Source organism: Microtetraspora niveoalba (assembly GCF_001570405.1).
Classification (GTDB): Bacteria; Actinomycetota; Actinomycetes; order Streptosporangiales; family Streptosporangiaceae; genus Microtetraspora; species Microtetraspora niveoalba.
The window spans coordinates 86939-109895 of record NZ_BBYM01000004.1 but is presented as its reverse complement, the minus strand read 5'-3'; the positions used below and the strand labels follow the sequence as shown (position 1 = coordinate 109895).

The following is a 22957-nucleotide window of genomic DNA, read 5'->3' as shown; positions in this document are numbered from 1 at the left end:
GGACCGGCAGGCCGGCCGGCGCGTCAAGGCCTCCACCCTGGCGATCTGGCAGGACCCCGGCGACATGGTGCTGCCGTTCGACCCCTCGGCGCTCTGGCACGGCTGGGCGCCGTATGTCCGCACCCTGATGCTCCCGGGTCCCGGATTCGGGCTCGGGTGGCATGCGCGGGCGTCCGACGTGCCTAAGCCGTCAAGCCCCTCAGCGGGCGGCGGCGTTAGGGCGTCCATCGTGCGCGGAGCACGCCATCGGGATCGGGCATCACCGCGGCCATCAGCGGGTTACGCTCGTCCTCGTAACAGGAAAGGATCATCGCCGCACGGGCTCTGCCCAGCATGGCGGGCAGTGCCGGATAGTGAGTTTCGTCGACTGTCAGGCTGGTGATGCGCCCTTGAGAGTTCTGCCAGACGATCTCACTGAGGCCCTCGTCGGGAAGGTGGGCAAGGGCTGCGTCCACATCTGTTGACAGGTCGGGCCAAACCAGCAGCCTCGCCCGAGGGGTGAGCCGGTCCCGTATCGCCGCAACCTCATCGATGAGGATCCGGTGCCAGCGGGAGGCGTTGAAGAGGTAGCCCTCCTCCAGCACCACCGCTCCTCGTTTGATGATGAGAGCATTCAGTTCGGCCCAGAATGCCGCGTCGGCGGGTCGTCGCCGTGCAGGATCGTCCTCATCGAGTTGCGGGTCGTACGGTGACCGGCTGATCGGCTCGGCGAAGAGCCCTCGCCGGCGGGTGAGCGCCACCGCGTGCGGACACGCCAGCGTGCTGCCGACATAAACGTATTGGTCGTAACCGACGTGAACGAAGAAGCGGTCCTCGACCTCCAACCGACACCAAGCACCGTTGTCGCGCAGCATCGCCCGGACCAGTTCCAGGGCGACGGCCATCGGCACCTGCGCGCCGTCGTGGTAGCCGGTCAGGTCGGGCGGGAACAGCCCGGCCAGGCCGTGACCGTCGATCGGGGGTTCCACACCGAAGTGGACAAAGCCGCTCACCTCAGGTTCGCGGATGGCGAGGTGGGTGATACCGGTTTCTTCGGCGAAAGCGGCGACGGCTGCCAGGTAAGCCGCTTCGACCGGACCATGGTCGCAGTACACGTCCTCGGGACCGTCGTAGTGACCCTGCTCGTTCCGGTGCGCCGGGTCATACTTGGTGACCCGGTAGACGTGAAGCCCCACGTCAGTTGCCACCGCTGGGAGGGGCCTGGGGTGAGGGTGCCGGTGAGCCGGGAAAGGTCATGGGAACCTTCATCGCCCCATCCTGGCGGAAGGTGTGATCTCCGGCGACTGCTCAACGTGCCCCAGATCGTCCCAGAGGGTCGCCAACAGGTCATACCGGTCTCCGAAACCTCCGATCACGGCGGGAAGGCCACGAGGCCGTCGTAGTTCACGCCCTTTCCAGGCAGTGGTACAGGCAGCCGAACATCCGGCTGAAGGTGTGGCGCAGCGCGCTGGAGTGCCGGTCGCCGCCGGATCGGCGGCGCTCGTAGTGAGCTCTGGGACTCGGCGCCGCCGCCCGCCAGGCGACGTCTTCGGCGATGTACCGGACAACGTCGCGGAGTCGCGCACCGTCCCGGCGAGGGGTTGTCCTGGTCGCCGTGCCGCCGTGATCACCACGTACATGAGCAGGCAGGGCGAGTCTCAGGGCGTTCCTGATTTGGTGCGCTATGGGGTGGTGGGGGCGTAGCTGCGGAGGAAGGCCCGCACACCTCTGGTGACGAGCCGAGCGATCTCTTCCTGGGGCAGTGGGACGGCGCCGTAGAACGTCTGCTGGTTGACGTCGGTGATGGTCAGCAGAGTGAGGTGAGCGGCGGCGCTGTCGGCGTCGTCGATCTCCAGCAGGCCGCGATCGGCGATCCGGCGCAGATAGGGCGCCAGGCGCAGGTGCCCGGTCTGCGGCCCGGCCGCGATCCATGCCTTCAGGATCGGTGGTGGGATGTGGGCAGCCTCCGCCTCGATGGCCCGTACCAGGGCGAAGTGGTCGGGAAAGGAGGTCACCGCGGCGACCCGGTCGAGGGAGAAGTCGATCAGGTCCTGCTCCAGATCCACGATCTTGTGCAGGTGCCGATCCATGATCTGCGCGATCGCGGCGGTGACCTCTTCGGCGCCTTCCAGCGCGACGGTCAGGAACAACTGCTCCTTGTCGGTGAAGTGGTTGTAGACCGTCCGCTTGGACACCCCTGCCTCGGCGCTGATCGCGTCCATGCTGGCGCGGGTGTAGCCGTCGCGGCCGAACACGCGGCGGGCGGCCTGGGTGATCGCCCGCCGCTTGTCCGGTCTGCCGTACGGCTCGGGCTGGCGGAGGGTCATCGGCGTCCTTCCGGGCGGGGGTCTACTTTGCTGCAGTGTACGGGTGGATCTTGCGTGCCAGGGCGTCGAGCAGCTCCCGCAGCAGGTCAGCGGTGCAGGGGTCGCTCAGCTTGCGATCGCCGGTGAAGCGGGTGTCACAGTGGAACACCGTCACCTCCGGCTTGACCACGACCTCGGCCCCCACCGCGGCCAGGACCTGGCGGAGGACGAGCTGGGCGCGTACCGAGCCGAACGGTCCCGGGGAGGCGCCGGCGATGGCCACGGGCTTACCCCGCAGCAGCCCTTCGGGAGCCGTACTGGCCCAGTCGATGGCGTTCTTCAGCGCGGCCGGAATGGAGGCGTTGTGCTCCGGCGTGGCGATCAGCAAGGCGTCGGCCGCGGCGATGCGGGCCCGGAACTCGGCGACCACCACGGGTGGCGTGCCGCCGTCGAGGTCCTGGTTGTAGAGCGGCAACCGGCCCAGATCGTCATCGATGTCGATGGCCAGCCCTCCAGGGATCAGCGTGCGCGCCGCATGGAGCAGCGCGGTGTTGTGGGATTGTGCCCGCAGGCTGCCGGACAAGGCCAGGATGTTCAGCTCGTTCATGGCTCCCCTTCGATAGGCGAACAGCTTCAAGGTACACTAATCAGTGTAGTACTTAGACTGTCTGGTTTACTTTGAAGGTGTGATCCACGAAACCGCGCACAAGGGACGGATCTCCGTCCTCCCCCTCGCCCTGCTGGCGACCCCGACCTCACTCAGCGCCAACAGCAGCACCACCGTCATCCCCGACCTCGCCCGCGCACTCGGCGTATCGGTCGCCGACGCCACCTGGGCCGCAACCGCCTTCGGCTGGGGTGGCGTGCTCGGCGCCCCACTCACCGCTGCGCTGCTGCGCACCCGCGGCGTCCGCGCCGCCATGCTCGCCAACGCCACCCTGGTGCTTCTCGGCACGCTCCTGGTGGCACTTGCGCCGGCGCTGCCGATGCTGCTCGCGGGACGCGCCGCCCAAGCCGCCGGCGGGGGTGGCCTGGTGACCATCGCCATCACCCTGGCCGGGACGACCTCCCGGACCGGTGTCATCACCGCCGGGGTCGGCCTGGTCGGCGCTTTCGGTCCGCTGGCCGGCTCGACCCTGTCGGCGATCTCCTGGCGGACGCCGCTGCTGCTATCTCTGCCCGCGCTCCTGGCCGTCCCCGCCATCCTGCGGCACGTCGCCGCACACCACTCCGATGGGGACACCGCCACGTCCACCGACATCGTCGGCATCCTGCTGGTGATGACGCTGATCAGCTCGTTCGTCCTGGTCCCGCGCCTGGGTCTGGCGGCACTCGCCGCGGCTGCCATCGCAGGCCTGCTCCTGACCGTGCATGTCCGCAGGAACATCGCCGGGTTCGTTCCGCGGGCCGTCGTGGGCGCCCAGGCGTTCATGACCGCCTCAGCGGCCGCGTGCGCGTTGTCCACTTCCTACTTCGCCCTGCTCTACACCGTGCCCCGGATGCTGGAACACCACTGGCCAGCCGAACGGATCGGGCTGATGACGCTCATCATGCTGGCCACCGGCTCTATCGCCTCGCTGCTGTTCACCCGTTGGACCCCCCGGTACGGCCCCACCGTCACCCGGACGATCCTCCTGGCCACCGGCGCCGTGGCCGTCGCCCTGCCCCTGATCGCGCCCTGGCCGGTGGCCATCGCGGCGGCCAACGCGTTCGCAGCGTTCGCCGCCACGGCGGCGATGGCCTGGTACGCCGCCCGCGCCGGCAAGGCCGTGCCACCCGGGCACCGGGCTACCGCAGTCGCCCTGTTCACCCTGTGCTACCAGCTCGGCGGCGCCTTCGGCCCGGTGCTGGCCACCCTCCTGATCGCGTGAGCGACACTGGACGGATTGCGGACGCCATCGATCACCGTACGGTGCACATCCGGCTGGGTGGGTCCGTCCCGTGTTCCACGGCTCAGCCGGCGTTCAGCAGGTGACGAGCATGTCGATGAGAACGGCCTTCTCCGCCGGCTCCGCTCGACAGAGCCCAGCCGTCCTGTCGACGACGACGATGTCGACGCCCGCGCGCAGGAGGTTGGTCGCCAAGGTGTGCCGCAGGATGTGGGCGGAAAGGGCGAGGGGGCGGCGTTCGACGGCGCGCAGGTAGCGCTTCTGCTGGCGGGCGTCCAGGGCGCGGGGCGCGAGCTTGGGGGCGCCCGCTCAGATCGGTCAACGGCGCACCCGATAGCGCAGGTGAAGCACCCGGTTGCCCTGAATCACCACGTCAGGATCCTCCAACAGGTGCCGCGCATGGAACGACCCGAAGTAGCGCTTGCCGGACCCGAACACGACGGGTACGACGTCCATGCGCACCTCGTCGACCAGACCCGCGGCAAGCACCTGGCCACCGACGTCGCCGGCGGCGACCTCGATCAAGCGGTCACCCGCAAGCTCCTGCGCCTTGGCCATGGCTGCCTCGACGCCGTCGACGAAGTGAAACGGCGCCTCGGGGTCCCAGCCTTCGGGCTGCGGCCGGTGCGTCACGACGACCACGTGGTCGATCCCGCTCGGAGGCTTTCCGTCCCAGCCGTCCGTCAGGTCGAAGACGTGGCGGCCGACGATCGTGACTCCGATCTGGTCCCAGTACGTCCGGGTGTAGTCGTAGGACGTCTGCGACACCTTCAGCTCGCCGCTCTCGTCCAACGGGACGTCACCGCTGGACAACCAGTCGAACAGCGGTCCGGGCTGGTCATTCTCGTCCGCGACGAAGCCGTCCACCGACACCGAGCTGTACATGACCACCTTGCCCACGGGGCTCTCCTCTGCTTGGGGTGCCCTCAAATTAGCGTGTCGTGAGCTGCCGCTCTTGTAAGAAATCAATCGGCCGGCAGCGGCCAGCCGTCCAGCGCGTGGCCGGGATGTTCGCGCAGGAACCGCGGCGGACTTCGACGTACCGGCCGTCACCGGCCGGTCACACAGCTCGGCCGCGGGCATCGGCCGACCGGGTCCGCAGTGGGTAGCCGAACTCCAACGCGCGGGTGGGCATGGTGACCACGCAGCCGTCGGCGTACTCGGCCGTCTCGATGTCGGTGCCGGCGCGGATGCGGAACGGCGCCCCGAGGTTGACGATGAGCAACGCCGCCGGCATCGGCGGCAGCGTCAGCCGGGCGTACGGCGGCGCACCCTCCAGGTAGTAAAGGTCGTCGATCAGCCTGTCCAGCGGCGGTCGCGGCCGGTTTCGTGTGCCCAGCGTTCGCTGAAGAGCTGGTCAGTGGGCGGGTTGCCGGGTAGCGGACGCGAGTGGCAGGCGCGCAGGCCGTCCACGGCGATGGCGAGAACGCGCTTGTGAGCGTTGGCGGCGGCTTCGATGAGGTCCTCGCGGCCCTGCTTGCGCAGCTGGTCCAGGGCGGGCGATCTGCCGAACTGCTCGATCAGCAGCGAGATGTCGACGGCAGTGACGTCCGGCCTGAGCACGCGGGCCTGGTGGGCGCGCGCGACGAGCGCAGCGAGCAGTTCATCCGAGCGGTCGGACTTGGCCTGCATCTCCTTGGTGACCTCGATGGTGCCGGCGATCGGGGCGAGCGAACCTTGGCCGAACTCGGCGCAGGTGACGATGAAGGAAGCCAGCCCTTCCCATGGATCGTCCTCGGCGAGCCCTCGTTCGGCGGCTTGATTCCAGTTGTCGAGGGACAGTTCGGCCAGCCGCTGGAAGAGCTCCTCCTTCGTGCGGTAGCGGCGGTAGAGGCTGCCTATGCCGACCCCGGCGGCCGCTGCGATGGCTGCGACCGAAGCGTGTCCTCCGTCGGCCGCCAGCACCTGGCGCGCCGCCCGCAGGAGGGCCCGGTCGTTGCGCTCTGCTTCCGCCTGACGGGGACCGCGGCGCTTGGGTTCGGTCATGCCGGCAGGATACCCGAACTTGCGGAGCGAATTACTCCGGTTGTAAGTTCCTCTCAATCGGAGCGATTCGCTCCTATTGAGGAGGCAGTCATGCATGCTGTGGTCATGGACCGCTTCGGCGGGCCGGAGGTGCTGCGCATCCGGGAGGTCGAAGACCCGGTGCCGGGGCCGGGGCAGGTGCTCGTGGCGGTGGACTATGCCGGGATCACGTACGTCGAGACACAGGTGCGGGCCGGTCGCGGTCCCGCGGCCCACCAGCGGCCACCGCTTCCGCGCATCCCCGGCAACGGGGTGGGCGGGCGCGTCTCGGCTGTCGGCCCGGGGGCGGATGCCGCGCTGGTCGGACAGACCGTGGTGACCACGACAGGCGGCACCGGCGGCTATGCGGAGTTGGCCGTGGCCCGGGCGGAGGACCTCGTCCCCGTCCCGGCGGAGGTGACGCTACGGGATGCGGTGGCGCTGCTGGCCGATGGGCGGACAGCGGTGCTCCTGCACCGGCAGGCCGAGGTGCGTCCGGGCGAGTGGGTGCTGGTGGAGGCGGCCGCCGGCGGTGTCGGCAGTCTGCTGGTCCAGCTGGCCGCCGCCTCGGGGGCGAAGGTGGTCGGCGCCGCCCGCGGTCCGGGCAAGGAGGAGTTGGTCACCTCGCTGGGTGCTCTCGCCTACGTGGACTACTCCAAACCGGGGTGGGAACGCGAGGTCACCGAGATGAGCGGAGGCGTCGATCTCGTCTTCGACGGAGTCGGCGGCGTCGTGGGCGCGCAGGGCATGCGCGCCGTGCGGCCCGGCGGCCGGGCCAGTGTGTACGGCATGGCCTCCGGCTCCTGGACCAAGCCGGCCCCTCATGTGACGGTCGTCCCCGACGGCGGCGTGCCCGCCCCTGCGGAGATCCGGGCGCTGGCCGAGGAGGCGCTCGCGCACGCCGCGGCCGGTCGGCTGCGCCCGGTCGTCGGCCAGACCTACCCTCTGTCCGAGGCCGCCGAGGCGCACCGGGCGATCGAAGCCCGCGCCACGATCGGCAAGACCCTGCTCATCCCGTGAGCACGGCGAACGCAAGCCCGGCCTCCTCTGCCACGACCGCCCGCGCACTCCTGCCGCTGACCGCGACGGTCCTGGTGGGCGCGATGGCAGCGCTGCTGGACACCACCATCGTCGCGGTGGCGCTGGACGAGCTGGCCAGGGACCTGGCCGCGCCGGTGACGGTGATCCAGTGGGTCACCACCTCCTACGTGCTGGCGATGACCGCCGTCATTCCGCTGGTGGGCTGGTCGGTCGGCCGCTTCGGCGCCCGCGCCGTGTGGCTGACGGCCCTGGGGCTGTTCCTGCTCGGGTCGCTCCTGTGCGGCACCGCATGGTCGACGGGCTCGCTCATCACCTTCCGGACGCTGCAAGGGCTGGGTGGCGGCATGATCCTGCCTGTGACGCAGCTCGTCCTGGCCCGGGCCGCGGGACCCGAACGCCTGGGCCGGGTGATGGGCAAGGTCGGTTTCGTCGGGCAGATCGCCCCGATCTCCGGGCCAGTGCTGGGCGGCGTGCTGATCGACGGCTGGGGCTGGCGCTGGGTCTTTCTCGTCAACGTGCCGCTCGTCCTGGTCTCGCTGGCCATGACATGGCGGTGGTTCCCCCCGGATGAGGAACGCGACGGACGTCGTCTCGACCTTGTCGGGCTGCTCCTGCTGCCGACCGGAGTGGTCACCCTGCTGCACGCGCTGACCGGGCTGGAGACACAGGACGGGATCGGGGCCGCGACCCTGATGGCGGTGGCGGGGGCCGGCCTCCTGACCGCGTTCATCACACGCTCGCTCCGCCGGACCGAGGCGAGCCTGCTCGACCTGCGGCTCTTCGCCGACCGCGCCTTCCGGTCGGGGACGGTCATGATGTTCGTCCTCGGCGTCACGAGCTGGGGGCCGATGTTCCTGCTGCCGTTGTACTACCAGCGTCTGCATAGCCTGTCCGCGCTCGATGCCGGGCTCGCGCTCGCCCCTCAAACCCTCGGTATCGCACTGGCGTCCCTGCTGGTCGGACGGTACGCCGACCGTCTGCCGCCGCGTCCGCTGGCCCTCGCCGGGATGGCCGCGGCCACGGTGGGCACCCTTCCGTTCGTCCTCGCCACCCCTGGCACCGGCACCCTCCCGCTGAGCGTGGCGTTGCTCCTGCGCGGAGTCGGATTCGGCGTCGCCGGCCTGCCCGTCAGCGTCGCCGTCTACCGCACCCTGCGTCCGGCCGCCATTCCGCACGCCACCAGCGCCAGCACCGTCGTGCAACGGATCGGCGCCGCCACCGGCACCGCGCTGATGGCCGTCATCCTCCAGGCCGGCGGCTTCACCCCAGCCCTCACCTGGATGTTCATCCTCACCGTGGCCGGCCTGGTCATGGCCGCAAGCCTGCCCAGCCGCAAATGATCGGCACTTGTCGAACCCACCAAGGACGTATTCATGATCAAAGTAGGCATCATCATCGGCAGCACCCGCCCGGGACGCAACGGCGAGGCCGTGGCACGCTGGGTTCACGATCTGGCGGCCGGACGGGACGACGCCTCGTTCGAGATCGTCGATCTCAAGGACTTCCACCTGCCGCACCTGGACGAGGCGCTGCCACCGGCGATGGGCCACTACGCCAACGCGCACACCAGGGCCTGGGCCGACAAGATCGCGTCCTTCGACGCGTACGTGTTCGTCACCCCCGAGTACAACCACTCGACGTCAGGCGTACTGAAGAACGCCATCGACTTCCTGTACGCCGAATGGAACAACAAAGCCGCCGCCTTCGTCAGCTATGGCAGTGCGGGAGGCGTCCGAGCTGTGGAGCACCTGCGCCTGATCATGGGTGAACTGCACGTCGCCGACGTACGCACCCAGATCGCGCTGTCCCTGGCCACGGACTTCGAGAACTTCCACGTCCTTACCCCGGCGGCCCACCACGCCGATGCGGTCACTGCCATGCTGGACGAGCTCCTCGCCTGGGGCGGTGCCCTGAAGACACTGCGTGACACGTGGCAGGCGAAAGGCATGTCGGGGACCGCGTAGGAACCGCGCCCACTCCAGGCCTGGTCCGCCAGGTGTGCGAGAGCCGCCTCAGCGGACATGCGCTGACCCGAGCCAGAAGCCCGCATCCGAGGCGACAAGGCTGTGCCCAGGGCGAGTGCGGCATGACGGCATGGATCGGCGTGGCGACGACCGCACCCGCAACGGCGGCCCATGGCTCCGCCGGCCCTCATCAAGAGGCGGTGGCACACAGGACCCCCAGGTCGAGCCAGACCTTGTAGGGGTTCTTGCTGTGGTACCTGATGCCCCACTCATTGGGCAGGGAATCGGGGATTCTACCCCACAGGCCAACGGATACGGAGGTGAGCGGATACCCGGGCATGGGCGACTCGGCCCTCAGGAAGTTGTACGACCCGTTGATGGCCACCTTGCCCTCCGGGCAGAGGATCTGCTGGTAGCTCTCGTCGTTGGCGGGGATGGTGATGCGCTTGTAGATCCACTCCAGCCCGGAGATACCGGCGTCGCCCTTCGGCCCGGCCGGACCGGCCTCCCCCGCCGGCCCCCGGGGGCCCTGCGGGCCTGTCTCGCTCCAGGTCATCCGGATCTCGCTGGAGGCGCATTCCGCCGCCTCTCCCGTGGCCGCCGCCACGCTCGCCGGCGGGCTGCTCGTGGCACCGCCGGGCAGGCGCAGCACTCGGTCGGGTCCCACGCACGCCACGATCTCCGGCGCCGGGGCCGGCGCGGCCACCGCCACCCCGGCCCCGCCCACGACCAACCCCGCCGCCACCCCGGCAGCCAGCCACCCACCCCGGCCGATCCTGTTGCGCGTCCCCACCATGATCCACCTCACACGTCGTGATCTCCCTGGACGGGTAACGCTAGAAAGGCCGCCCCGCACCGCGCGTCCGCCGCGCGGGGGATGGCGATCAGCCGCGCGGATGACAGGCGTGCGGCCGGGTCCGCCGGACACCTCACCGCCCGATGCGGCTCGCCCGTCGGGCGGGGGATCAGCCCCATCTCGGTGGCCGAGGCGAGCTGCTTGGCGAACCCTCGGCGTAGTCGGCCGGCGGCCCTCCGCGGTCCCGGCCGGTGGGAGCCCGGTTGGGGGCGGGTTGGTGCAAAGCCGTCAGGAAGGCGGCCAAGACGTCGGCAGCCTCCGCGCAAGGCCCGTGACGGGCACCTCAGGCAGATGGGGCCGAGGGGGCCAAGGTTGCCGCGCCCCCATCTGGCGTCAGGGACAAGCGCCACGAGATGATCACCCTATGGCGGATGTGATCTTCTTCGATCTGGACGGCACCCTGGTCGATCACCGAAGCGCGGTCCTGGAAACGATCGGCCAGATCGTCCGGGCCACGCCGAACGCGACGGCTTCACCGGAGGAGCTGGTGACGTTGTGGTGGACGCTGGAGGGCCGCCACATGCGGGAATACCTGGCCGGTCAGTGCTCCTTCGCTGAGCACCACCGGCGCAGGCTCCGTTCCTTCCTGCCGATGCTCGGCGAGCCGGTTCCTGAAAGTCCCGGCCTTCTGGACGCCTGGATCGCCGAGCGCTACCTCACCGTGTTCGAGGAGTCCTGGCGGTGCTATCCCGATGTCCAGCCATGCCTGGAGACCCTGAAACGGCTTCCCCGAGGACCGCGTCTGGCCGTTCTCACCAACGGGAACCCCGAGCAGCAGCGCACCAAGCTCGCCCGCTTCGGCCTCCTCGAATACTTCGAAGCCGTCCTGACCCCGACCGAGCTCGGCGCGGCCAAGCCCGCCGCCTACGCCGCCGCCTGCCGGTGGATGGGGACGGACCCCGCGCAGGCGGTCAACGTGGGCGACATGCTGGAAAGCGACGTGAACGCAGCCGCGCTCGCCGGGCTCACCGGCATCTGGCTGGACCGCGGCATCGACTTCGTCACCGGTGGACCGTCGCCGACGGCAGACGAGACGGTGCTCCGCATCGAACGACTCACCGACCTCCCCGACCACCTGTCACGTACGGCAGCTCCCCGGATTCGGCGAGCTCGGCGGTGAACTTCGCCAGGAACTCCTCGAAGTCGGCCGGCATCGGTTGAGCAGGGCGATCTAGGCGTCCTTAGCGGATAGCCGACTGGCGGAATCGGCCCGCGTTGCCGGGTTCTCCGATTCACGCCGGGTGAGCACCAAGGGGGCGTCCTCGGTGATGGCGATCGTGTGCTCGGAGTGGGCCGTGCGTGAGCCGTCGGCCGACCGGATGGTCCAGCCGTCGGCGTCGTACACGATCCGGTCGGTCGTCCGCGCGAACCAGGGTTCGAGCGCGAGGGTCAGCCCCGGCCGGAGCGTCAGACCGCGGCCTGCCCGGCCCTTGTTGGAAACGTGGAGCTCCTCGTGCATGGTGCGGCCGATGCCGTGGCCACCGAACTCGGTGTTGACCGGATAGCCGTAGTCGCGGGCCACCGCCCAGATGGCCGCCGAGATGTCGCCCAGGCGGTTGCCCGGACGTGCCACCTCGATCGCCGCCTCCAACGCTTCCTCGGTGGCGCGGATGATCCGCAGGTCCTCCTCGGCAGCGGTGCCGACGACGACCGTGCGCGCCGAATCGGCCACCCAGCCGTCGACACTGACCGCCAGGTCCGCGCTGAGCACGTCCCCGTCGCGCAGCGTGTAGTTGTGGGGGAGGCCGTGCAGGACGGCGTCGTTGACGGACAGGCAGATGACGTTGCGGAACGGGCCGCGCCCGAAGGACGGCGCGTAGTCCCAGTAGCACGACTCTGCCCCGCGCCGTTCGATCATGCCGCGCACGTGGTGCTCCAGGTCCAACAGGTTGACGCCCACGTCAGCGAGTCGGCCGACCTCGGAGAGCACCTCGGCGACGAAACGCCCGGCCACATGCATGCGTTGGATCTCCGCAGGCGTCTTCAGCTCGATCACGAATACCTCGCGTCTCAGGATGTTGGTATTACTATACCGTCACGCTAACACTTGCCGGTATAGTAATACCAGCCCTATTCTGGGTGCATGGTCCGTCAACCGCTCACACCTGAGCAGATCGAAGCCGGCAGGCGCCTGGGTGCCCTGCTGCGCCAGGCGCGAGCGGGACGCGACCTGGCGGAAGTCGCGCACGCGGCCGGCATCTCGCCGGAAACCCTGCGCAAGATCGAGAGCGGACGACTGCCGTCCCCCGGATTCGGCACGATCGTCTGCCTCGGCGAGGCGCTCAACGTGCCGCTTCAGGAGTTGGCAGCCACCTGGCGCGGCAACGACCTACCGCTGGAAGCCGTCTCGTAGCCGCTGTCGCGCTGCCCGCCCGCGGAGTCCCGGTGGCCGCCGGTGACGCCCGCCCTGCTTCGCGCCGCGGGCCGGGGACAGGAGACCGGGGCCTACCTGACGCCGTCTGACAGGTACACGATGCATGCTCGTGGACGTCGGCGTCCCACCGGATGCCCGGCAGACCTCATCCGGCGACGAAGAGCGAGATGACCACGATGACCAGGCACGCGACCGGCACCTTCGAGATCACCGACTGGACCGAGATGGCCACGGACAAGCGGGAGGGTGCGACGATCACCCGCGTACGCCTCACCAAGGCGTTCAAGGGCGACCTCGAGGGATCCAGCACCACCGAGATCCTCACCGTCGCCACCGACGCCGGCCCCGCCGCGTACACCGGGATCGAACACGTCGAGGGCGCCCTGGGCGGCCGGTCGGGCACCTTCGTCCTGCAGCACAGCGCCGGCAGCGAGAACGGCGAGCAGTGGATGCGCTGGCTGATCGTCCCCACCTCCGGCACCGGCGAGCTCACCGGCCTGCGCGGGGAAGGAAGGATCATCGTCGAGGACGGCCGGCACTCCTTCGTCCTCGACTACGAACTCGGCTGACCCGCCGGGCCCGGAGATCAGCGGCGGGGGAGCAGGCGCCCCCCTTTCACCAGGGCGTAGGACCGGCCCCCCAGAGGAGCGTTCTCGGGCAGGCGGGGTTCGTAGCGCACGTCGTGCCCGTTCCCGACGACGTTCTCGGCCACCCCGCCCCTGAGCCGCACGCCGGTGAGCGCGGTGAGGACGGAATCGTCGGCCACCGTCCACCGGCTGGACCCGTCGAGCGCGAGCGCCGCCCGGGAGATCCGCCCCCTCAGGCTCGAGCCCTGCCGCAGTTCCACCCGCGCCACGCTGGTCTCGTCGGCCACCACGTCGCCGGACAGGGCGCTGCCCTCCACCACCAGGGTCGCCCGCCCCATCGGGCCGGCGCTCAGCAGCCGCCCGTTGTTGCGCACCCGCACCCCCCGCCGCGCCGTGATCAACGCGGTCGTGCCGCTGACCACGAACGTCTCGCCGTCGTCCGCCAGCAGCCGCCCGCCCTCCACGGTCAGCACGCCGGGCCCCTGGCGCCGGCCGCCGAGCCGGTACAGCCGGGCCCCGACCACGCCCCGCACCAGGCAGTCCTTGACCGAGATCCGGCTCGCCCCGTCGACGACCAGCCCCTCGGCCTTCTCCGACTCCATGCGGGCTCCCACGCCCGTCACCGACCCCATGCTGTACGCCCCCGCGGACAGCGGGCCGGAGGTGGACAGCTCACCGCCGACCACCGTCACCACGCCGCCGCCCCGCGCCGCGATCACCGCCGCGGAGTGGGCGCCCGCCGTGGCGACCTTCACCCTGGCCAGCGTCGTCCGCGCGGTGTCGGCCGCCACACCCCCGTGGGAGTAGTCGGCGGACGTCTCGATCGTGCCGCCCGTCATCGTGACCGAGGAGTTCTCCCCGTAGGCGAAAAGGGCGCTCGCGCCCACGCCGTCCGTCGTCACCGAGCCGCCCGAGATCGCCGCGACCCCGCCCGACTGGGCCAGCAGCGCCGCGTTCACCCCGAAGAAGCTGCTCTCGCTGTACGACGCGGAGTCGCCGTTCTTGTCGACCTTCGGATGGACCAGGGTCAGCCTCCCCGGGCCGTCCACGAGGATCGCCGACTCGTTGACGCCCTCGGCACGGAAGTCGCCGCCCGTCCTGCTCACCGCCCCCCGGCTCACGGTGAGCCGGCCCTTGGCCGTGTACTGGCGCGGCGTCACCCGGGGTCGCGGGGTCGTCCCAGGTGATGCACCGGACGGCGCGCCGTGGCGGGAGGGGGAGACGACGGCGACCGGCCTCCCGCCGTCCTCCACCACGACGGCCTGGCAGCCGCCGAGCAGCAGCGCCACCGCCACCGCCCGCCCCGCGATCAGCCTCCCCACGACCCCCTCCCTCCACGTGGTAACTGTCCGTAATCGGAGGGGGTCATGCCCGCGGCGGGCGAGGAGAGCACGATCAGGCGCGTTCCCGTGCCGCGGCGCGCCGGGCCGCGGCCGCCGCGAAGGCCCGGATCACCGGATGCGGCCGGCCCTCGTCCCCGCCCAGCTCCGGCTGGAACAGCGTGCACAGGAAGAACGGATGGCCCGCCAGCTCGGCCACCCGCGCGGCCCCCTCCTCGTCGACACCGGTGAAACGCATGCCGTGCTCGCGCAGAACATCCAGATAATCCGGGTTCAGCCCGTACGAACAGTGGTAGCGCTCCATCGTCCGGTTCGTCCCAAGCACCTCCTCGGCCAGCGACCCGGCCGCCACCCGCACCACCCCCTGATGCCCGACCAGCGAACACGCCAGCGGCGCGATCACCCACTGGCCGCCGCCCGGCCCGTTCTCGCCGTGCGACGCGCCCGCCAGCCCGCACACGTTCCGCGCGTACTCCAGCAGCGCGTGCTGGAAGCCGCCGCACGTGCCGAGGAACGGGATCCCGGCCTCCCGCGCCGCGCGCACCGCCGCGACCGCCCCCTCCTCACTGCGGTAGGGGCTGCCCGGCACCAGCCAGATCCCGTCGAACCCCGCCACGACACCGCCGTCCCCCACCTCATCCGTGGGGATCCAGTACACGTCCAGGTCGAGCAGCTCCCGCTCACGCAACGCGTCCAGCAGGAAGGGGACGCGCACGTGCGCGCGCACATGAGGGGAGCGGTCGCCGACCAGGGCGACCCGGGCCGCGAACGCGGACGACGACAACGACGGGGACGACGAAGGGGAAACAGCCATGCCCCCATCCTCGACCGGCACCCAGGTTCAGCACCAACGATGATCCGCGGTCCCCTCATAAGCGATACTGATGCGAGTGGATCCCCATCTCCTGCGCACCTTCGTGGCTGTCGCCCACTGCGGGTCCTTCTCCGACGCCGCCCGCCAGCTTGGCTACACCCAGTCCGCCGTCTCCCAGCACATCGCCGCGCTCGAGAACGACCTCGGCGCCCCCCTGCTGAACCGCCGCCCCGTCACCCCGACCGAAGCCGGGACACGGCTGCTCGAACACGCCGCCCCGATCCTGCTGCGCCTGGAGGTCGCCCGAGCCGACGTCCTGCGCGCCGCCACCGAGCCGCCCGCACGCCTCGCGCTCGCCGCCACCCCCACCGCGCTGACCGGCCGCACCGCCCGCGCCCTCACCCTGATCCGCCGCGCCACACCCCGCCTCGACGTCACCGTACGCGTCACGGGACGCCGGGAGGCCGTGGCCGCCGTCGCCACCGGCGAATGCTCCCTCGGCCTCCTCGACGGCGTCGCCGCGCCCAGCGACCCGCTGCGCCTCCCGGACCTCGGCTCCCTCACCGCCGTCGCCGTCGCGGAAGACCCCCTCACCGCGCTCCTGCCCGAGGAGCACCCCCTCGCCCGGCGCGCCGGCCTGCGCCTGGACGACCTTCTGGACGCCCGCTGGATCGACGCCCCCGACACCGCCGCCCCCCTGCCCGACCTGCGCGCCGCCGCCGCCTCGGACGCCCCGCGCGCCTCGATCCGCTACGAGGGCACCGACGTCGGCGCCCTCGTAGCGCTCGTCGCCGCCGGACATGGCATCGCGATCCTGCCCGCCGCCGCCGCGGCCGGCCGCCCCGGAGTCCGCGCCGTGCCGGTCACCTCCCCACGCCTGGTCCACCGTACGGAACTCCTGCACGGCCGCGTCGCGGGACCGGCCGCCGCGGCCCTCGTCGCCGCGCTCACCGCCCCGCCCGCACCCGGCCCCGGCGCCGTCCCGGGCCACCCCGAGATCCCGTCCTGACCGGCCCGCGGCCCGCCCGTCACAACCCCGACCAGTAGACCGCGGCCTGCGCCCGGCTGCGCAACCCGAGCTTCGCCAGCACCCGGCTGACATGCGTCTTGGCCGTCGCCTCCGCCATGCCCAGCGACCGGGCGATCTCCGCGTTGGACAGCCCGCGCCCCAGCCCCGCCAGCACCTCCCGCTCACGCGGGGTCAGCGCCGCCAGCGCCGCCGGATCCCCCGCCGGAGCCCCGGAGAACGCCGCGATCAGCTTGCGGGTCACCGCCGGCGAGATCAGCCCCTCACCACGGGCGACCAGCCGCACCGCCGCCACGAGCGACTCGGCGTCCGTGGTCTTCAGCAGGAACCCCGCCGCCCCCGCCCGCAACGCCCCGAACACGTACTCGTCGAGATCGAACGTCGTCAGGATGAGCACGTCCGCCACGCCCTCCAGCTCGCGCGTCGCCGAGATCCCGTCCAGGACCGGCATCCGCACGTCCATCAGCACGACGTCCGGGCGCAGCCGCGCCGCCATCTCCACCGCCGACCGCCCGTCACCCGCCTCGCCGACCACCTCCACGTCCGGCGCCCCCTCGAGGATGAGGACGAGCCCCGCCCGCACCGCCGCATGATCGTCGGCCACCAGCACCCGGATCACGACCGCCCCCCGCCCCGGGCCTCCGGCTCCGCCGGCAGCACCGCACGCACCCGCCAGCCCCGCTCGTCCGCCCCCTCCTCGTACGGCCCCGCCTCGAAACTCCCGCCCAGCAGCGTCACCCGCTCGCGCATCCCCACCAGACCGGCCCCCGCCCCGGGCAGCGCGCTCACCGGCCCGCCCACCTCGTTCAGCACCGACAGCTCGACCAGATCCGGCCGATAGCCGACGAACACCCGGGCGCCCGCGCCGCCCCCGTGCTTGAGCACGTTCGTGAACGACTCCTGCAGGATGCGGTACCCCGCCAGATCCACCGCCGCCGGCAACTCGCGCGGCGTCCCGCCGACCGTCAGCTCCACCGGGAACCCGGCCCGCTCGATCAGCGTCCCGACATCCGACAACCGGTGCCGCCGGGCCTCGGCCTCCTCCCCGTCCTCACGCAGGAAATCGATCATCGTGCGCATCTCGGCCATCCCCTGGACGCTGTTCTCCCTGATCGACTGCAGGATCCGCCGCGTCGTCGCCGCGTCCAGATCGGCCCGCGCCAGCATCGCGCTCGACTGGATCGCGATCGCGCTGAAATGGTTCGCCACCAGATCGTGCAGCTCCCGCGCCATCCGCGCGCGCTCCGCGGTGACCGCGGCCCGCCGGTCCAGCTCCGCCAGCCGGGCCACCTGCTCGGCCCTGGCCCGCTCGGCCGCCGCCTGGTCCCGATGCTGGCGCACGATGATCGCCGTCGTCACCGGCACGACCCCCACCAGCGCCGTCTGCACCGCCATCGCGGCCGGCACCCGCCAGTCCCGCACCACCAACCCCAGCCACGCCCCGGTCGCGACCGCCCCGACCGACGTGACCCACAGCATGATCCGCCCGAGCCGCCGCGGCCCGTACAGCACGCCCGCGTAGATGTTGTCCGTGACCACCAGCACGGTCCCCAGCGACGGCCCGAGCAGCACGTCCCCGGCCAGCGCGACGCCGCCCAGCACCAGCGACACCACCGGCGCGCGCCGCCGCAGCACCACGCCGACGCACGTCACCACCAGCGGGACCAGCAGCAGCGGCGCGGCCGTCGCCCGGGGCATGTAGGCCCCGCCCGCCAGCAGCACCAGCCCCACGGCGAAGGAGGCCGCCGCCAGCGCCGCGTCCTGCCTGGTGGGAGTCGACATCCCCCCATCCCACCACGGTTCGCCGACCGCCCCGTTCCCCCTCCCGTACGGCGGCGCCGTACATCGAAGGATGTACCGACGATCATCATCGGCGACGACACCCGCCCCCTCCCGCACACCCCATGCTGGGAGACGGAGGTGGTGAGCGAGTGCTCGCGGTGATCGTCGCATGTGAAATCGGCTTCTGGGTGTTCCTCGGACTGGGCCTCCTGGCGCGCTACCCGCTGCGCATGCGCCGCACGGGCGCGGCCCTGCTGCTGGCCGTCCCGCTCCTGGACCTCGTCCTCCTCGCCGCCACCGTGATCGACATACGCGGGGGAGCGGTCGCCACCTGGCAGCACGGCCTGGCCGCCGCCTACCTGGGGTTCTCCGTGATGTTCGGCCACCGCACCATGAAGTGGGCCGACGCCCGGTTCGCCCACCGCTTCGCCGGCGGCCCGCCACCGGCCGGCCCCCCGGCGGGAGGCATGGCCCGCGCCCGCTACGAATGGCTCATCTGGCTGCGCATCCTCGCCGCCTACGCCATCACCTGCGCCCTGCTGCTCGCGATGGACAAGCTGATCGGCGACCCGCACCGCACCCGGGCGCTGATCGAGTTCATGACCGCGGCCGCCAAGGTGCCGCTGATCGCCCTGCTGTGGCCCATCAGCTACACCCTCTGGCCCAAGAAGACCGCCCCGAACCCCGAGAGCCACCCCACCCGGGACGCCCCCCGCTCCTGACAGCGTGAGAGCCCGTCGAGCGCCGCCCGGACTACCGTCACCGGCCGGCGGCGGCCGCCGCGTCACGCGCCACCGCCACCGCCGCCTGCCCCAGACTGATCCCGCCGTCGTTCGGCGGCACCCTCCGGTGCGTCAGCACCCGGAAACCGCGCTCCTCCAGCGCCCGCACCAGCCGGCACAGCAGCAGCCCGTTCTGGAACACCCCTCCCGACAACGCCACCGTCCCCACCCCCGCGCCGGCCCCTGCCGCACCGTCCCGGACCAGCGCGCACACCGCCGCCGCGGCGGCGACGAGCCCGTTGTGGAACCGCGCCGAGACCACCCCCGGATCGACACCGGCGAGCACGTCGGCCGCCACCGCACGCACCAGATCGTCACCCCGCACCCGCAGGGGAGCGCCCGCCTCCACCCGCACCGCGTACGCCCCGCCCTCCGCCGGGTCGGCCAGCCGCTCCAGCGCCACCGCCGCCTGCCCCTCGAACGTGACCGCGTCCCGCACCCCGCAGATCGCCGCCACCGCGTCGAACAACCGCCCCACACTCGACGTGAGCGGCGATCCCACCCCCGACCGCGCCACCGCCACCACCCGATCCCACTGGGCGGCGTTCCTGGCCCGCACCGCCAGCCCCTCCGGCGGCGCCCCGCCGAACGCCGCGTCCAGATGGGCCGCCGCCATCCGCCACGGCCGCCGCACCGCCGCCGCGCCCCCCGGCATCGGCACCGCCGCCAGATGCCCCGCCCGGGTGAACCCCACCAGGTCGGCCACCAGCACCTCGCCGCCCCACAGCGTGCCGTCGCCCCCGAACCCGGTCCCGTCGAACGCCACCCCGATGACCGGCCCCTCCTCACCCGCCTCGGCCAGACAGGACGCGATATGCGCGTGATGGTGCTGCACCGCGACCAGATCCACCCCCTCCAGATCCAGCGCGTACTTCGTCGACAGGTACTCCGGATGCGGATCGTGCGCCACCAGCCCAGGCGTCACCCCGAACAACCGCCGGAAATGCGCCACCCCGTCGACGAACGCCCGCAACGCCGCGTAACTCGCCAGATCCCCGATATGCGGCGACAGGAACGCGAGATCCCCCTTCACCAGGCAGAACGTGCTCTTCGCCTCCGCGCCGCACGCCAGCACCCCGCGCCGCGCCGCCCGCGCCAGCCGCAACGGCCCCGGCGCGTACCCCCGCGACCGGCGCACCGGGATCTCCCGCTCACCCCGCTCCCCGGCGAGCACCACCACCGAGTCCTCCGCCCGCGCGTGGATCTCCCGATCGTGCACCAGGAAGGCGTCCGCCAGCCCGCCCAGCCGCTCCACCGCCTCCCCGTCCCGGTGCACGATCGGCTCGTCCGACACGTTCCCGCTGGTCAGCACGTACGGCCGGGCCAGCTCCCCGGCCAGCAGATGATGCACCGGCGTGTACGGCAGCATCACCCCCAGACGGCTCTCACCCGGCGCCACCCCCTCCGCCACCCCCTCCACGCCGCACGACCGGCGGGGGAGGACCACGATCGGCCGCGCCGGCGACGTCAGCAGCCGCTCGGCCGCCGGACCCACCTCGCACAACGCCCGCGCCGCCGCCACATCGGCCACCACCACCGCGAACGGCTTGTCCTCCCGCCGCTTGCGCGACCGCAGCGCCGCCACCGCCGCCCCGTCCGTCGCGTCCACCGCCAGGTGATAGCCGCCCAGCCCCTTCACCGCCACGACACCGCCCGACCGCAGCACCCCGGCCGCGCCCCGCACCGGATCACCCGCGACCTCCCGGCCCCCGCCGTCCAGCAACCGCAGGACCGGACCGCACCGCGGGCAGCACACCGGCTGCGCGTGGAACCGGCGGTCACCCGGATCGCGGTACTCCGCCGCGCACGCCCCGCACATCGGGAACGACGCCATCGTCGTCGCCGCCCGGTCGTAGGGCAGCTCCCGCACGATCGTGAACCGCGGCCCGCAGTTCGTGCAGTTGACGAACGGATGCCGGTACCGCCGGCACGCCGGATCCACCAGCTCCGACAGGCAGTCCGCGCACGTCGCCACATCCGGCGACACCAGCGTCCGGCGGGCCCCGCCCCGGCTCGGCACGATCACGAACCCCCACTCGCGCCGCTCCCCGAGAACCGGGACCGCCGCCGCCGAGATCCGGTGGATCACCGCCAGCGGCGGCGCCTGGCGGGCCAGCTCCCGCTGGAACCGCGCGACATCCTCCGCCGCGCCCTCCGCCTCGATGAACACGCCCTGCCCGTCGTTGCCGACCCGCCCCGACAACGCCAGCCGGCTCGCCAGCGAATGCACGAACGGCCGGAACCCGACCCCCTGCACGATCCCCTCGACCCGGATCCGCACCCGCGCCGCGCCGCCGGCCGCGTCCCGCTCCCGGCGCCGATCCCCGTCCCGATCTCCGTCCCGGGCCCCGCCCCGGGCCTCGCCGCTGCTCACCCCGCCATCCTCACCGGCGGCCAACGGCCCGGCGCCGGCCGCCACGCCCACCCCGGCGCGCCGCCCCACCACCCGTGAGCAGACCTTTACCCCGGCCCCTCACCGCGGTCCTCCGCCTCCGTGACCACGAAACGTAGCCTGACGGCCACGCGGAACAACGGAGCGTACACATGTCTGTCGCAACCACAATGCAGCTCGCCCTCCGGGACGCCTTCCACCGCCGGGACGCACCCGGACACGCGCTCGCACGGGACTCCACCCGGATCGCCGCCGCCTGCCGGGACATGGCCGGCCGCTTCCGCCGCGGCGGAAAGCTCATCGTCTTCGGCAACGGCGGCGCCGGCGCGGACGCCGCCCACATCGCCGTCGAGTTCCTGCACCCCGTCATCGTCGGCAAACGCGCCCTGCCCGCCCTGGCCCTCAGCAACGACGCCGCCACCGTGACCGCGATCGGCGTCCGCGAGGGCCTCGCCGAGACCTTCGCCCACCAGCTCGCGAGCTGGGCCGGCCCGCACGACATCGCCCTCGGCGTCTCCCGCGACGGCCGCTGCCCCAACGTGCTGCGCGCCCTGCGCACCGCCCGCGACCTCGGCCTGCTCACCGTCGCCCTGCTCGGCGGCACGGGACCGGACCCGGCACCGGACGGGGGAGCGCACGCCGACGCAGACCACCTCCTCCTCGCCCGCACCGCCGACCCGGACGTGGTCAAGGAGATCCACGTCACCACCTACCACCTGTTGTGGGAGCTCACGCACCTCTTCCTCGACCACCCGGACGGCCCCGCCGACGACCCGGCGGAAGACTCAGCCGAGAACGCGGCCGAGGACACGACCCGCGACACCCGGGCCCACCCCCGGCCCGCACCGCCACCCGAACCCCCCTGCGGCGACACCTGCGTCACCTGCTCCGACCAGGCCACCCCCGTCACCGTCGTACGCCTCCTGCACGGCGGCCTGGCCCTCGCCGACACCGGAACCGGCACCGAGGAGATCAGCGTCGCCCTCGTCGACGCCACCGTCGGCGACACCGTCCTCGTCCACGCCGGAGAGGCCATCGCCGTCGTCACGAAGGGAGCCCACCACCATGGCCGTCACTGACGAACCGCCCTCGCAGGAGATGCGGGGCCTGTACCCGTTCCTCTACCCCGACCAGGACCACCTGCGGTCCGTCCTCGCCGAGGCCCAGCGCTCCACCGAGGCCAAGGCCGCCGAGATCGTACGGCTGCGCCGCCACATCGCCGACCTCGACGGCGACCGCCTCATCGCCTGCGCCCAGGAGATGGCCACCCGCTTCGCCTCCGGAGGACGGCTGTTCACCTTCGGCAACGGCGGAAGCAGCACCGACGCCCAGGAGGTCGCCACCGCCTTCCTCCACCCCGCCCACCCCGGCCGCCCCCTGCCCGCACTGGCGCTCACCAGCGACGTCGCCGTCGTCACCGCCCTGTCCAACGACGTCGGCTTCGACGTCGTCTTCGCCCGCCAGCTCGCCGCCCTCGCCCGGCCCGGCGACATCGCCCTCGGCCTGTCCACCAGCGGCGGCTCCGCGAACGTCGTCCACGCCTTCCGCGAAGCCGCCCGCCTCGGCATGCTCACCGTCGGCCTGGCCGGCGACCGCGGCGGCAGACTCGCCGAACTCGGCCTCCTCGACCACCTCTTCGTCGTCCCGTCACCGTCCGTCCACCGCATCCAGGAAGCGCAGACCACCCTCTACCACGTGCTGCGGGAACTCACCCAGCACGCCCTCGGCGCCTCCCTGCCCGCCTGACCACCCGCCGATCAAGAGCCCCTGACCGGAAATTTCCCGATCACAGCACGGCCGCCCCCACCCGACCGGGAATG

24 protein-coding genes are annotated in these 22957 nt (G+C 72.0%); 11 read left to right on the top strand and 13 right to left on the bottom strand.

All coding sequences use genetic code 11. The features are described from left to right. Positions 1–215 precede the first annotated feature (215 nt). The 3 genes from AWQ70_RS03390 to AWQ70_RS03380 form a co-directional block, all read right to left on the bottom strand. Complete coding sequence (locus tag AWQ70_RS03390) at positions 216–1187, bottom strand: RNA-binding protein (protein ID WP_218004396.1); 972 nt, start codon at positions 1185–1187, stop codon at positions 216–218. 474 nt (positions 1188–1661) lie between these two features. Next, positions 1662–2306: a TetR/AcrR family transcriptional regulator gene (locus AWQ70_RS03385; protein WP_067170046.1), complete on the bottom strand. Its 645-nt coding sequence runs from the start codon at positions 2304–2306 to the stop codon at positions 1662–1664. 22 nt (positions 2307–2328) lie between these two features. Then, complete coding sequence (locus AWQ70_RS03380) at positions 2329–2892, bottom strand: NADPH-dependent FMN reductase (RefSeq protein WP_067170044.1); 564 nt, start codon at positions 2890–2892, stop codon at positions 2329–2331. Positions 2893–2971: 79 nt separating this feature from the next. Here AWQ70_RS03380 and AWQ70_RS03375 point away from each other — a divergent pair, with 79 nt between their 5' ends. Continuing rightward, positions 2972–4156 (top strand): MFS transporter, encoded by a 1185-nt coding sequence (locus AWQ70_RS03375; protein ID WP_067170041.1) that lies wholly within the window; start codon positions 2972–2974, stop codon positions 4154–4156. Positions 4157–4492: 336 nt separating this feature from the next. Here the strand turns inward: AWQ70_RS03375 and AWQ70_RS03370 are convergent, their stop codons facing one another. From AWQ70_RS03370 to AWQ70_RS03365, 3 genes are all read right to left on the bottom strand, one after another. After that, the gene (locus AWQ70_RS03370; RefSeq protein ID WP_067170039.1) at positions 4493–5074 is read right to left on the bottom strand and encodes a dihydrofolate reductase family protein; all 582 of its coding nucleotides are present in this window, start codon (positions 5072–5074) and stop codon (positions 4493–4495) included. 160 nt (positions 5075–5234) lie between these two features. Continuing rightward, positions 5235–5411, bottom strand: coding sequence for a hypothetical protein (locus AWQ70_RS40390; protein WP_218004395.1), 177 nt, complete (start codon positions 5409–5411; stop codon positions 5235–5237). Positions 5412–5470: 59 nt separating this feature from the next. Continuing rightward, positions 5471–6160 (bottom strand): TetR/AcrR family transcriptional regulator, encoded by a 690-nt coding sequence (locus AWQ70_RS03365; protein WP_067170036.1) that lies wholly within the window; start codon positions 6158–6160, stop codon positions 5471–5473. 90 nt (positions 6161–6250) lie between these two features. On the opposite strand from AWQ70_RS03365, the gene AWQ70_RS03360 reads away from it, so the two are divergent. From AWQ70_RS03360 to AWQ70_RS03350, 3 genes are read left to right on the top strand one after another with little or no spacing between them, the layout of a single operon-like run. After that, on the top strand, positions 6251–7198 hold the full coding sequence (locus tag AWQ70_RS03360) for a zinc-binding dehydrogenase (RefSeq protein ID WP_067170034.1): 948 nt from the start codon (positions 6251–6253) through the stop codon (positions 7196–7198). Next, positions 7195–8559, top strand: a complete 1365-nt coding sequence (locus AWQ70_RS03355) for a DHA2 family efflux MFS transporter permease subunit (RefSeq protein WP_067170031.1) — start codon at positions 7195–7197, stop codon at positions 8557–8559. The genes AWQ70_RS03360 and AWQ70_RS03355 overlap by 4 nt, the downstream gene beginning before the upstream one ends. 33 nt (positions 8560–8592) lie before the next feature. Further along, positions 8593–9183, top strand: a complete 591-nt coding sequence (locus AWQ70_RS03350; RefSeq protein ID WP_067170029.1) for an NADPH-dependent FMN reductase — start codon at positions 8593–8595, stop codon at positions 9181–9183. 190 nt (positions 9184–9373) lie between these two features. On the opposite strand, the gene AWQ70_RS03345 is transcribed toward AWQ70_RS03350, so the two are convergent. After that, a complete protein-coding gene (locus AWQ70_RS03345; RefSeq protein WP_067170026.1) occupies positions 9374–9991 on the bottom strand; it encodes a collagen-like protein in 618 nt (205 codons plus the stop codon). Positions 9992–10403: 412 nt separating this feature from the next. Here AWQ70_RS03345 and AWQ70_RS03340 point away from each other — a divergent pair, with 412 nt between their 5' ends. Continuing rightward, the gene (locus AWQ70_RS03340) at positions 10404–11159 is read left to right on the top strand and encodes an HAD family hydrolase (protein WP_084516478.1); all 756 of its coding nucleotides are present in this window, start codon (positions 10404–10406) and stop codon (positions 11157–11159) included. Between the two features lie 51 nt (positions 11160–11210). On the opposite strand, the gene map is transcribed toward AWQ70_RS03340, so the two are convergent. After that, complete coding sequence (gene map, locus AWQ70_RS03335; protein ID WP_067170024.1) at positions 11211–12035, bottom strand: type I methionyl aminopeptidase; 825 nt, start codon at positions 12033–12035, stop codon at positions 11211–11213. An 87-nt stretch (positions 12036–12122) separates the two neighbouring features. On the opposite strand from map, the gene AWQ70_RS03330 reads away from it, so the two are divergent. Next, positions 12123–12392 carry a helix-turn-helix domain-containing protein gene (locus AWQ70_RS03330; protein WP_067170021.1) on the top strand — a complete coding sequence of 90 codons (270 nt, stop codon included), beginning with the start codon at positions 12123–12125 and terminating at the stop codon, positions 12390–12392. A gap of 188 nt (positions 12393–12580) precedes the next feature. After that, the gene (locus AWQ70_RS03325) at positions 12581–12982 is read left to right on the top strand and encodes a DUF3224 domain-containing protein (protein WP_169808614.1); all 402 of its coding nucleotides are present in this window, start codon (positions 12581–12583) and stop codon (positions 12980–12982) included. Between the two features lie 17 nt (positions 12983–12999). On the opposite strand, the gene AWQ70_RS03320 is transcribed toward AWQ70_RS03325, so the two are convergent. After that, positions 13000–14322, bottom strand: coding sequence for a hypothetical protein (locus AWQ70_RS03320; protein ID WP_067170018.1), 1323 nt, complete (start codon positions 14320–14322; stop codon positions 13000–13002). 73 nt (positions 14323–14395) lie between these two features. After that, on the bottom strand, positions 14396–15154 hold the full coding sequence (locus tag AWQ70_RS03315; RefSeq protein ID WP_067170015.1) for a CTP synthase C-terminal region-related (seleno)protein: 759 nt from the start codon (positions 15152–15154) through the stop codon (positions 14396–14398). Positions 15155–15230: 76 nt separating this feature from the next. Between AWQ70_RS03315 and AWQ70_RS03310 the strand changes: the two genes are divergently transcribed. Further along, a complete protein-coding gene (locus AWQ70_RS03310; protein WP_067170013.1) occupies positions 15231–16163 on the top strand; it encodes a LysR family transcriptional regulator in 933 nt (310 codons plus the stop codon). A gap of 19 nt (positions 16164–16182) precedes the next feature. Here the strand turns inward: AWQ70_RS03310 and AWQ70_RS03305 are convergent, their stop codons facing one another. Both AWQ70_RS03305 and AWQ70_RS41900 read right to left on the bottom strand, forming a co-directional pair. Then, positions 16183–16800 carry a response regulator gene (locus tag AWQ70_RS03305; RefSeq protein ID WP_084516475.1) on the bottom strand — a complete coding sequence of 206 codons (618 nt, stop codon included), beginning with the start codon at positions 16798–16800 and terminating at the stop codon, positions 16183–16185. Beyond that, a complete protein-coding gene (locus AWQ70_RS41900) occupies positions 16797–17963 on the bottom strand; it encodes a sensor histidine kinase (protein WP_067170006.1) in 1167 nt (388 codons plus the stop codon). Before AWQ70_RS41900 ends, AWQ70_RS03305 begins: the two co-directional genes overlap by 4 nt. A 149-nt stretch (positions 17964–18112) precedes the next feature. On the opposite strand from AWQ70_RS41900, the gene AWQ70_RS03295 reads away from it, so the two are divergent. Next, positions 18113–18685, top strand: a complete 573-nt coding sequence (locus AWQ70_RS03295) for a hypothetical protein (protein ID WP_245646695.1) — start codon at positions 18113–18115, stop codon at positions 18683–18685. A 37-nt stretch (positions 18686–18722) separates the two neighbouring features. On the opposite strand, the gene hypF is transcribed toward AWQ70_RS03295, so the two are convergent. Further along, positions 18723–21119, bottom strand: coding sequence for a carbamoyltransferase HypF (gene hypF / locus AWQ70_RS03290; protein ID WP_218004394.1), 2397 nt, complete (start codon positions 21117–21119; stop codon positions 18723–18725). A 170-nt stretch (positions 21120–21289) separates the two neighbouring features. Here hypF and AWQ70_RS03285 point away from each other — a divergent pair, with 170 nt between their 5' ends. Continuing rightward, the gene (locus tag AWQ70_RS03285; RefSeq protein WP_084516474.1) at positions 21290–22216 is read left to right on the top strand and encodes an SIS domain-containing protein; all 927 of its coding nucleotides are present in this window, start codon (positions 21290–21292) and stop codon (positions 22214–22216) included. After that, on the top strand, positions 22203–22883 hold the full coding sequence (locus AWQ70_RS03280) for a D-sedoheptulose-7-phosphate isomerase (RefSeq protein WP_067169999.1): 681 nt from the start codon (positions 22203–22205) through the stop codon (positions 22881–22883). The genes AWQ70_RS03285 and AWQ70_RS03280 overlap by 14 nt, the downstream gene beginning before the upstream one ends. Positions 22884–22957 lie beyond the last annotated feature (74 nt).

Excerpts from the sequence above, each read along its gene's own strand:
- AWQ70_RS03385 (WP_067170046.1), bottom strand. The coding sequence starts at position 2,306 with ATGACCCTCCGCCAGCCCGAGCCGTACGGCAGACCGGACAAGCGGCGG.
- AWQ70_RS03380 (WP_067170044.1), bottom strand. The coding sequence starts at position 2,892 with ATGAACGAGCTGAACATCCTGGCCTTGTCCGGCAGCCTGCGGGCACAA.
- AWQ70_RS40390 (WP_218004395.1), bottom strand. The coding sequence starts at position 5,411 with ATGCCGGCGGCGTTGCTCATCGTCAACCTCGGGGCGCCGTTCCGCATC.
- AWQ70_RS03365 (WP_067170036.1), bottom strand. The coding sequence starts at position 6,160 with ATGACCGAACCCAAGCGCCGCGGTCCCCGTCAGGCGGAAGCAGAGCGC.
- AWQ70_RS03360 (WP_067170034.1), top strand. The coding sequence starts at position 6,251 with ATGCATGCTGTGGTCATGGACCGCTTCGGCGGGCCGGAGGTGCTGCGC.
- AWQ70_RS03350 (WP_067170029.1), top strand. The coding sequence starts at position 8,593 with ATGATCAAAGTAGGCATCATCATCGGCAGCACCCGCCCGGGACGCAAC.
- AWQ70_RS03340 (WP_084516478.1), top strand. The coding sequence starts at position 10,404 with ATGGCGGATGTGATCTTCTTCGATCTGGACGGCACCCTGGTCGATCAC.
- AWQ70_RS03330 (WP_067170021.1), top strand. The coding sequence starts at position 12,123 with ATGGTCCGTCAACCGCTCACACCTGAGCAGATCGAAGCCGGCAGGCGC.
- AWQ70_RS03325 (WP_169808614.1), top strand. The coding sequence starts at position 12,581 with ATGACCACGATGACCAGGCACGCGACCGGCACCTTCGAGATCACCGAC.
- AWQ70_RS03315 (WP_067170015.1), bottom strand. The coding sequence starts at position 15,154 with ATGGCTGTTTCCCCTTCGTCGTCCCCGTCGTTGTCGTCGTCCGCGTTC.
- AWQ70_RS41900 (WP_067170006.1), bottom strand. The coding sequence starts at position 17,963 with ATGTCGACTCCCACCAGGCAGGACGCGGCGCTGGCGGCGGCCTCCTTC.
- AWQ70_RS03285 (WP_084516474.1), top strand. The coding sequence starts at position 21,290 with ATGTCTGTCGCAACCACAATGCAGCTCGCCCTCCGGGACGCCTTCCAC.
- AWQ70_RS03280 (WP_067169999.1), top strand. The coding sequence starts at position 22,203 with ATGGCCGTCACTGACGAACCGCCCTCGCAGGAGATGCGGGGCCTGTAC.